The sequence below is a fragment of the Candidatus Accumulibacter contiguus genome, assembly GCF_012940005.1.
GTDB classification, from domain to species: Bacteria; Pseudomonadota; Gammaproteobacteria; order Burkholderiales; family Rhodocyclaceae; genus Accumulibacter; species Accumulibacter contiguus.
This window is the reverse complement of the sequence record NZ_SPMX01000093.1, coordinates 21,063-29,764: the sequence shown is the minus strand read 5'-3', so window position 1 is coordinate 29,764 and position 8,702 is coordinate 21,063. Positions and strand designations below refer to the sequence as shown.

The window sequence follows — 8,702 nt, the reverse complement described above, 5'->3', positions numbered from 1 at the left end:
AGCATCGCTCAACAGGTGGTGGAGGCTGTAATACTCGGTCTCCGCCACCGTCTCGCTCATCTGTTCCAGGTTCGCACGAGGGCTTTGAAAAAGGCCCCGCAAGTACTGTTCAGCTTGCTCGGCCGTGCTTCGCGTTTTACTGCGGAAACACTCCCGGAACGACTGAAAATGGCTGGTCAGATTCTCGCAGCAGCTGGCCACCGCACGCCCGATCCCAAATAAATAAATTTGGCGATTTCATCGTCATACTCCTTATGTGGTAGAGCATTAGATATGTAGCTCAATAGCCTGTATTTCAACCATTTTAGAAATGTGGCAAAGTAGAATTACGAAATATACGTTTTAACAACAGCTTGAAAACTGTTGCCGTTTGCATATATGGGGTGGGTAAGCGGAAATGCAACAGCGTTTGCTATCGCGTTGGAGTCAAGCCACGCCGCGCGCTCCTATGTCAAGTGAGTTGTGGGTAATCGGGTGGATTATAGCGATCTGGTCCTTGACGGAAATGGTAATGTGGGGATTGGTACGCATGCGCCCAGTCAGAAATTAGAGGTTATTGGCAATCTAAATGTCACCGGCAGAATAACTGGTGGCCTGGATCAATTGTTGTCAAACAATGACCTATATAGATTGGTTATGCAACCCGATAGGAATCTGGTTATTTACGATCAAGCCATGCACGTAATTTGGAACCTGGGATCGCAAATATCGGATCTGAGACTGAAGAAAGATCTCGCGCCTATCGATAGCCCCTTGGCAAAATTGTTGTCCCTGCGCGGCGTTTCTTTCTCCTGGAATGAGGAAAGCCTTGGAACAGGAAGAGAAATGGGTGTCATCGCCCAGGAAGTCGAACAGGTTTTTCCAGAGCTGGTAACTACGCTCACGGAACGTAAGTTTGTCAACACCATGGGCCTGATTCCGGTAATCATCGAAGCCATCAAGGAGCAACAGGCGCAAATCACCGAACTCCGCAACGATGGCAGGATGAAATGACCATGATCTGCGAGGTACTCTTCTAATGGCCGACAGACCCGACCCGTACGTCCGCAAGGACCCGAACGACATCATCCGCAGCGGCGACTGGAACGAACTTCAAATCCAGACGCGCGAGGAGATCCTAAAGCACACGCACACCGGCAGGGACGACGGCCGCCTCATCCCTGGGAAGGCTATCGATCCGACCGCCGACATCAGCGTCAGCACCCTGAACACCAGCGGCAACCTCAACGTCGGCGGCGACCTGAAAGTGAATGGCAAGGCGCTGCTCGGCGACATTGCCGACCTGCTGGCCACCGTCAAGGGCCTGCAAGACGACAAGCTGAGTCGGGCCGGGGGGGAGCGTCAGTGGCAACCTGCAACTGGACAAGAACTTGCTCGTCGAAGGCACCGTCGGGATAGGAAGCAGGTTGACCGTGCGAGGAGGAGCTGGCGGGGCCGGTGCCCCCAAGGATCCGGATAGCGGGCTCGGCTATGGCGGTCAGTTGGCCATCAAAGGAAATGCCGCGCAGCTCGACTTCATCAGTACGGAATACGATGACTGGGCGATCTATGTTCATAACAACAAGATGCGTTTTGTTCGGCAACCATGGAGTTATGAGCTGGTTCTTGACGGGAGGGGTAATGTCGGCATTGGCACAGAAACGCCTCGTGCAAAACTGGAGGTCATCGGAGATCTGAACGTTACTGACGGGTTTGTCCGAAGAATAAGTATGGCAACCGGCCTTGGCCCCTCAGATCCAACCGACAACGGCCAGATCGTTTCCAGGGTTCTAAGCTTCCACAAGATTCACGAGAACACCGCCATCCGCATCATCTATTGCGACAACATCCGAGTGCGAGGAAACAATACCGCCGCACGCTGGGAAATCAGGGTTGACGGCAGCGCTCCCCCGGGCGGCGCGATCTATCAGGACAAGTACTCGCTGTGCGACGGTGGCGTCACGATCATCGATCGTCATGACCCAGCGACAATCGTCGGATACGCGGTGGGAATTCCGCCCGGAGTCCACACGATTGGCATCTGGGTAGGTCCGATTTCCACATACGCCTGTGAGGCCTACACTGGATGGGCAAACTCACGCTGGACGCTGGAGGCCCAGGAAGTCTGGATATAGCGAACTAAAGGCTGCCTGCGATAATGGCCGGCAGCACCCGTACGGTTCCCCTACCTTATTTGCCAGGACTCAAAATGCAAGAAAAACTCGAAAACCGCCTCAAGGAACTTCGCGAGGAATACGCCTCCGGCCAGAAGGTGATGGCCGAATTGCAGAACCGACAGGCGGATCTGCACCAGACGCTGTTGCGCATCAGTGGCGCCATCCAGGTGCTGGAAGAGATGCTGCCGGGCGCTGATCCAGCGGCCGCCGAGTCGCCCGAATCGCCGTCAGCGACCTGAGGCCTCGTTCGCTGATGTTTGCCAGTGCTTCGCCACCACGCAGCCTACAGACCGCCCACCCCTGGCGCGCTGCTCGGCAAGTGATGGCGCAGCGCAACCACTGCTGCTGCGATTCATCTCACACCGCGCGACCTGCGCATTGCCTGCCTCTCTGACGAAATGCTGAACACCTTCGAAACCTGGCTCGCAGGCAATCTGCGCGCGTCGCTGCCGGAAAGCACGAAACTGGTCGCCGGCCCGATGCTTCCCCCCGCCGCAGCCGACACACCGCTGCTCAACCTTTCGGTGATCAAGCTGCGGCCTCTGCGCAAGGCACCGGACAACGCGGAAGACCTGCGTGACGCTGTCCAGCTCACACAGACCGTGACCTTGAACGGCGATGGCCTGCGCTTCGACTTTCCGTTGGCGACCGGCACGATAGAAAGGCTCCTCGAAATCGAGACTGCGCCAGGGCGGCTGGCGCAGCGCGGCGATGACTACGAGCCAACTGTCCACAAGCGCACCGAAGGAGAAGAAGTCACCGAGATCGAAGTGCTCACCTTCTATCGCCCGCCGGCTGGCGACTTCAAGCTGCTGCTGAAGGTCGACACGCCCGCCCGCGGCTACCAGCAACGCTCGCCCTGCCGTGCGACGATCGAGATCAACGCCTGGGCGGCGCAGATCAGCCAGGCGGACGAGCTGCTGACGCCTGCCGTCGCCACCGCACTGGCCGCGCTTGCCGATATCGACCGCTTTCATCTCGCCGGCTGCGAAGACCCCGGCTTCACTCTGCGTCTGCTCAATCCACGAGCCGATCTGAGCTTCCTGGAACGTACGCAGATCGCCGGCGATCAACGCCTCTTCCGCAGCACCGCGAGGCTGTCCTTGCGTGGCGAATGGGAGCTGACCCTGGCGCTTGGCACGGCATTCGCCGAAGGCAAAATCGGCAAGGTCATCCCCAGCGTGACGATTCTCTGCGGCACCGACTGAAGGCCACCGCCCAACTGCTCACACCCCGGCCTGCCAACGCACCGGCTATTCCCGGCTGCCGAGGCACGCAAGGTCAAAGCTTGCCTGGCGGCGCCAACGCCGCCTCGATGGCCGCCAGCACCTCGCTCGCGAGGTCATCGTCTGCCAGAGCCGGGAATTCCTTGAGCAGCTTGTTCGACAATTTGCCGGCGTTTTCTCGCACCGATCGGATGATCCGGTCGATGTCGCCATCCGGTCCTTCGATCACCTGCTTGACACGCTCGCGGGCGTTGCGCAGGCCACGCAGATAGCCCGCTTCCTTGCGCATTTCCTGCTCGATCGTCCTTTGCACGACCTCGGCCAGGTACTCGACATGGTCGGTCATGTCGGGATAGCGCCACGCGGGCAGTGCGTCCTGGTAGGCATCAAACTGCAGATTGTAGTGCACACCATCCTCGGCGACCTGTTCTGCGCCGAAGCGCCAGGCCTCGGCGTACTTGTGCATCAGCGGTCGCGAGAACGATTCGAGCACCTGGTCGTAACGGCGCCGATGGACCGCCGAGCTGGTGATGGCGGCCGACACCGGCAGGATGAACGGCGCCGGAATGGCCTGGTCCCGCCGCAGCACATCGTTGATCAGGAAGCGCGAGAGGCGGCCATTGCCGTCGGACATCGGGTGAATGTACACGAAACCGAAAGACAGCACCGCGGCGCGCACCAGTGCACTAGCGCCGGCCGTTCGGTCTGCGAAGTCGCGCAGGCCGGACAGCAGCGAGCGCGCATCGTGCCAGTGCGGAGCGATGTAGTGCACCAGCTCGGTAAAACCGTCCCGTTCACCGACGAACACCGGCGAGCGGCGCACGCCGTAGCGCGTCGCCCGCGGCCCGAGGATCTGCGCCTGCAGTTCACCCAGCGCGCCTTCGGACAGCGGCTCGGGGTACTGCCCGCAGTACCGCTCCATCATTGCGGCAAAGCGCCGCACACGATCGACCTGCTGCCCTTCCTGCTCGATCGCAAAGCTCGCCCGGCTTTCCTTGATCGTCAGCCAGACCACGCTGCGCTGCAACACGTCGACGCCGAACTCACCCTCCAGATCGGCCAGGCGCCGGGCGCAGTCGTACCGTTCGGCCTGCTGCACCCTCGGGGTTCTTAACACCAGCGGGCAATAGTCACGCGAGCCCGGCAGGTTGTCGCGAACGCGCCAGCGCGGATTGTTGACCGGCCGAACAGCCGTCACCCAGGATTCATGGTCCAGAGCGGAGACGTAGTTGCCGGCGACGACGCCGGGGAACGCCAGGCGCCGGCCAGTCAGGTATTCGTAGAAGAAGCCCGCACGGCGCGCGTACTGGCCAGTCGGCTCGGCCGCAACCCAGGCCTCGAGCTCGGCTACCGGAATAACGTCGAACAGCCGCGCGAGGAACTCCAGGTGGATGCCTTCGTGCTTGAGCGCGAAGCCCAGATGCGCCGCCAGGGTATCGGCAGGCCGGGCTGAGGACGGGTAATACTGATGGGTGCAGCCGTCCTTGCGCACCGTGGCGCGGGATCTGGCAATGGCGCTGTCGGTGCGAAACGCTTGCACCGGCAAGACGCCATACTGTTGTGCCAGCCATCGATACCCGATCCAGTCGGACACTTCGTTGTTCACAGTTCTTCCCGGATTCGTTTAATCCTGCAATATTTTGATTACAAGCAGACATCCGGTCAATGAATCGATTAGAAGTGAGCGAGCACCGTTTGCAGTCGCCGCGTTTTCCACCGGTACGGAGAGCGCACATCTCCCATTTGACTCGTGCGCCGGCGCCGCGGATACTTGCCACGTGGAACGGGTTTTTCTGGCTGGTTCGTGGCAGGCGCGAACACCACCACACCGCAGGCCCGATCATCCCGATGATGTACTCTCCACCAGACCCGAAGGGAGGGGGTTCGATGGTCAGCATCTACGTCTCGTACGCCTGGAAAGAGGAAGAACAGAACTGGCTGGTCGACAAGCTCGAAAACGCATGTGCTGCGCGCGGGATCGAACTGCTGCGTGACAAGACCAGCATCCGCTACGGCGATTCGATCCGGCAGTTCATGGACGAGATCGGCGCCGGTAGGCATGTCGTGCTGGTGCTCAGCGAGGCTACTTCAAATCCGACTACTGCATGTACGAGTTGCGTCAGATCCACGAAAACAAGGCCTTCCGCCAGCGGGTGGTGGTCCAGACGTGGATATGAGACTAATATAGTGTATTATAATCAATATATTAGAGGTTATTATATCCACTTGAGGGACACCACCCGCCAGCGGGTAAATCCGATCGTTCTCTCGGGAACATGCTTCCACAAGCCGATCGACCGCATTCCCTACATCAAGTACTGGGAAAAGGAGATCGCAGACCTGCAGACGGCCATCAACGGACTCGGCGACCCGAAATACACGCTGGAGTTACGCAAGGATCTCGATGGCTACGCGGAATGCCGGCGGCTGATCGATGAACTGCAGAGCATCCTCGCGGACATGAATACCCTGACCGAAGAAGTTCATGTCGGCACCGATTTCGCCGCTCTGCTCGACAAAATACTGCCCCAGTCAACGGTCGCACCCCCGGACCCCTTCCGCATGCAGATCACCGACGAGATCCGCAAGATCCTGGCCTGCAGCAGCCGGCTCACCAACTCGCTGCAGACCACGATGCGCGATGCCGGGGTCGAACCCTCCGCCGACATGGCGGCCAGTTTGTGTGCGGTTGACCCGGAGCAAGCCCTCGAAGACCTGCTCTTTCCGGCGACGAAAAGTGCGCTGGCAGTGCTCGATCCACGACAGCCAGAGTTCGTCGACACCTGGAGCGTCGCCAAGTCGGTTCTCGCCTGGCTGAGCCTGCTTGCCGTCGACGGCGAGTGGCTTGGTCAGGCCAGCCGAAGCGCGCTGTCGGCCGGCAAGCTCGGTTTCGAGATCGTCGTCGAGACTCCATTCGGCGTCGAACTCGTCAGTTCCCGCTATCGACAGATTGCTCCGAGGCTGCGTGCTCAGAAAGGCACGTCGGAAGTGGTCGGGGACGAGTTGATCCCGCAGCCGCAGTATGAAACCGGCTGGAGTGACGAGGCTGCGCTCGACAAACTGATGCTTGAAGTTTGGGCACGGGTGTTTCCGGAGGAGTCGCGCTCGACGCTGTCGCCGAAAGATTTGCGGACGCTGAACAACGAGTTGCGCTTTCGCGACAAGCACAAGACTTTCCACCACTACATTCCGGTGCCTCTCGAACAGGCGAGCCGCCTCTGCCGGCCAGACTTCTACCAGAAACTGCTCGCCAAAGACAGACTCCCCGCGATCACCGTAATTTTCTTCAAGCCGTCCGGCGGCACCCCTGCCCTGCTGGTCAGCGATGAAGACTACTTCAGAACCGTGATCCGGAACTTCCTGACCATTCCCGAACAGCTCGCCAGAAAGCCATGAACGCCACGATCATTCCCAGCATCCTCCTCGACGAGATCCCGCTGCCACAACGCGGTTCGTGGCCGGCGACGGTACACCGTTTCGACAAAAATTCGGCCTGGGCGGTACGTGCCGCGCTGGCGGCACAGCGGCCGCTGCTGGTACGTGGCGAGCCCGGCTCGGGCAATAGCCAGTTGGCGCGCGCGGCCGCCGAGGTCCTGAAACGGCTGTTCGTCGCCGAAGTGGTGCATGCGCGCAGCGAAAGCCAGGACCTGCAGTGGCGCTTCGACGCACTCGGCCGGCTTGGCGATGCTCAGGCGATGGGCACCGGTCACCACAGCCCGGAAGAGGTCCGCCGCCGCCTCGACCAGCGCAACTATCTGAGCCCCGGCGCGCTGTGGTGGGTGTTCAACTGGCATTCGGCCGTAGCTCAGCACGAGCGCGGCGGTGGCCAGACCGCACGACCGCAGCCGCCAGCAGGCTGGTCGCCGGGCAAGGGCTGCGTCCTGCTGATCGACGAGATCGACAAGGCCGAAGCCGACCTGCCCAACGGCCTGCTGGAAACACTCGGCAACGGCGCGTTCACCGTTCCCTGGCTCGATGAGCCGGTGAGCGCTGCCGAGGGAACACCAACGCCTCTGGTGGTGATCACGACCAACGAGGAACGCGAACTACCGGCCGCCTTCGTCCGCCGCTGCCTGGTGCTGAATCTGCAAATGCCGAAATCCGAGCACGAATTCACCGCCGCGCTGATCGCCCGCGGCAAGCTGCATTTCAAGCAGCGCTGTGCCGATGATGTGTATCGCAATGCCGCCGGCCAGCTGTGGCAAGACCGGCAGGTCGCCGAAGACCAGGGACTGCAAGGGCCGGGGCATGCCGAGTACATCGACCTGCTGCGCGTCGTCGTCACGCTCGAAGACGATCCGACGAAACAGCCGGCGCTGCTCGGCAAGGTGCAGGACTTCGCCCTCAGAAAACACCCGCCGGCCGGCTGATGATACCGCTACGCACTCGGACCGCCGTCGGCCGCGCCGATCTGCTGCGCGTTTATGCCGAACAGGGCGAGCAGGCGCTCGAACAGGCGGCGGGGGCGCTGGGTTACGATCGACAGGAGGCACCGCCGCTGGTGACTGCCTTCGCGAATGTCAGCATCTCGCCCTTTGTCATGGCCTTTGCCGAAACTTTCTCACCGCTACCCGAACGCCCGGCGACGCTTCCTGCCGCCCGCTTCTTCCACGTCACCGAACACCGGCAGACCGACCCTCAGCCCGGCGACGGACCGAACGGCGCGCCGCCGTGGCTCGCCGACGCGCAGGTGCTGAGCGAGGACAGCCGCCCTCCTCCCGGCTCGGTGCGGCTGCCTGTACCGCAACCCTTGACGCGCTGGTCGCGGCTGTGGCCCTTCCTGCGGCGCACGCTCGGCCAAACGGTCGATTCGCGCCAGCCCGACCTGCCGCGCCTCGTCGACCGGCTGACGCGCGGCGAGGTGCTGCATCGCATCCCGATGCTCCGCCGCCACGGCTGGAGTCCGCGAATTGCCATCCTCGCCGACTACAACCGCCAGACACAGCCGTTTCACAGGGATTTCAACCGCCTCTGCCGCGCGCCCTCGAAAAGCGCCACGGCCAACTCGGACTCGATCGGCGCGTGCTCGCCAGCGAGCCCGGCCGGCAACCGCTCGTCCGGCGGCCGCTGCAGAGCGCGACGCAGCACTGGCAGGTGCCGCCTGCGGCGACACCCTTGCTGATTCTCAGCGACCTCGGCCTGCTCGACGGCACCCCCGAAACGCTGCTCGGCTGGCAAAGGTTCGGCGGCCGCTTGCGCAGCGCCGCGTGCCCGGCGCTGGTCCTCTGTCCGGTTCCCGCCGAGCTGCTCCCGTCTAGTCTGCAGAGCTGCTTCGAGATCGTCGAATGGGACCGGCATAGCCTGCTGCGCCGCTCGACGG

9 protein-coding genes and 1 pseudogene are annotated in these 8,702 nt (G+C 61.6%); 8 read left to right on the top strand and 2 right to left on the bottom strand.

Features of this window, described 5'->3' with window-relative positions; genetic code table 11:
• Positions 1-201 (bottom strand): annotated as a pseudogene (locus E4Q08_RS26435) (IS701 family transposase); the annotation flags it as partial.
• Positions 202-474: 273 nt separating this feature from the next.
• Between E4Q08_RS26435 and E4Q08_RS25905 the strand changes: the two are divergent.
• The 5 genes from E4Q08_RS25905 to E4Q08_RS22365 all read left to right on the top strand — a co-directional run bounded on the left by E4Q08_RS25905 (position 475) and on the right by E4Q08_RS22365 (position 3,364).
• A complete protein-coding gene (locus E4Q08_RS25905) occupies positions 475-993 on the top strand; it encodes a tail fiber domain-containing protein (protein WP_169072018.1) in 519 nt (172 codons plus the stop codon).
• Between the two features lie 25 nt (positions 994-1,018).
• The gene (locus tag E4Q08_RS22380; protein WP_169072017.1) at positions 1,019-1,459 is read left to right on the top strand and encodes a hypothetical protein; all 441 of its coding nucleotides are present in this window, start codon (positions 1,019-1,021) and stop codon (positions 1,457-1,459) included.
• Positions 1,413-2,114 (top strand): hypothetical protein, encoded by a 702-nt coding sequence (locus E4Q08_RS22375; protein WP_443984462.1) that lies wholly within the window; start codon positions 1,413-1,415, stop codon positions 2,112-2,114. Before E4Q08_RS22380 ends, E4Q08_RS22375 begins: the two co-directional genes overlap by 47 nt.
• 74 nt (positions 2,115-2,188) lie before the next feature.
• Entirely contained in the window at positions 2,189-2,395 is a 207-nt protein-coding gene (locus E4Q08_RS22370; RefSeq protein ID WP_169072015.1) for a hypothetical protein, read from the top strand.
• A gap of 159 nt (positions 2,396-2,554) precedes the next feature.
• A complete protein-coding gene (locus tag E4Q08_RS22365) occupies positions 2,555-3,364 on the top strand; it encodes a hypothetical protein (RefSeq protein ID WP_169072014.1) in 810 nt (269 codons plus the stop codon).
• Between the two features lie 73 nt (positions 3,365-3,437).
• On the opposite strand, the gene E4Q08_RS22360 is transcribed toward E4Q08_RS22365, so the two are convergent.
• Positions 3,438-4,988 carry a Fic family protein gene (locus E4Q08_RS22360; RefSeq protein ID WP_308240199.1) on the bottom strand — a complete coding sequence of 517 codons (1,551 nt, stop codon included), beginning with the start codon at positions 4,986-4,988 and terminating at the stop codon, positions 3,438-3,440.
• 281 nt (positions 4,989-5,269) lie between these two features.
• On the opposite strand from E4Q08_RS22360, the gene E4Q08_RS22355 reads away from it, so the two are divergent.
• The 3 genes from E4Q08_RS22355 to E4Q08_RS22345 are packed head-to-tail and all read left to right on the top strand — an operon-like array spanning position 5,270 to position 8,504.
• Entirely contained in the window at positions 5,270-6,778 is a 1,509-nt protein-coding gene (locus E4Q08_RS22355) for a toll/interleukin-1 receptor domain-containing protein (RefSeq protein ID WP_169072013.1), read from the top strand.
• On the top strand, positions 6,775-7,752 hold the full coding sequence (locus E4Q08_RS22350; RefSeq protein ID WP_169072012.1) for an AAA family ATPase: 978 nt from the start codon (positions 6,775-6,777) through the stop codon (positions 7,750-7,752). The genes E4Q08_RS22355 and E4Q08_RS22350 overlap by 4 nt, the downstream gene beginning before the upstream one ends.
• Positions 7,752-8,504 (top strand): hypothetical protein, encoded by a 753-nt coding sequence (locus tag E4Q08_RS22345; RefSeq protein ID WP_169072011.1) that lies wholly within the window; start codon positions 7,752-7,754, stop codon positions 8,502-8,504. Before E4Q08_RS22350 ends, E4Q08_RS22345 begins: the two co-directional genes overlap by 1 nt.
• Positions 8,505-8,702 lie beyond the last annotated feature (198 nt).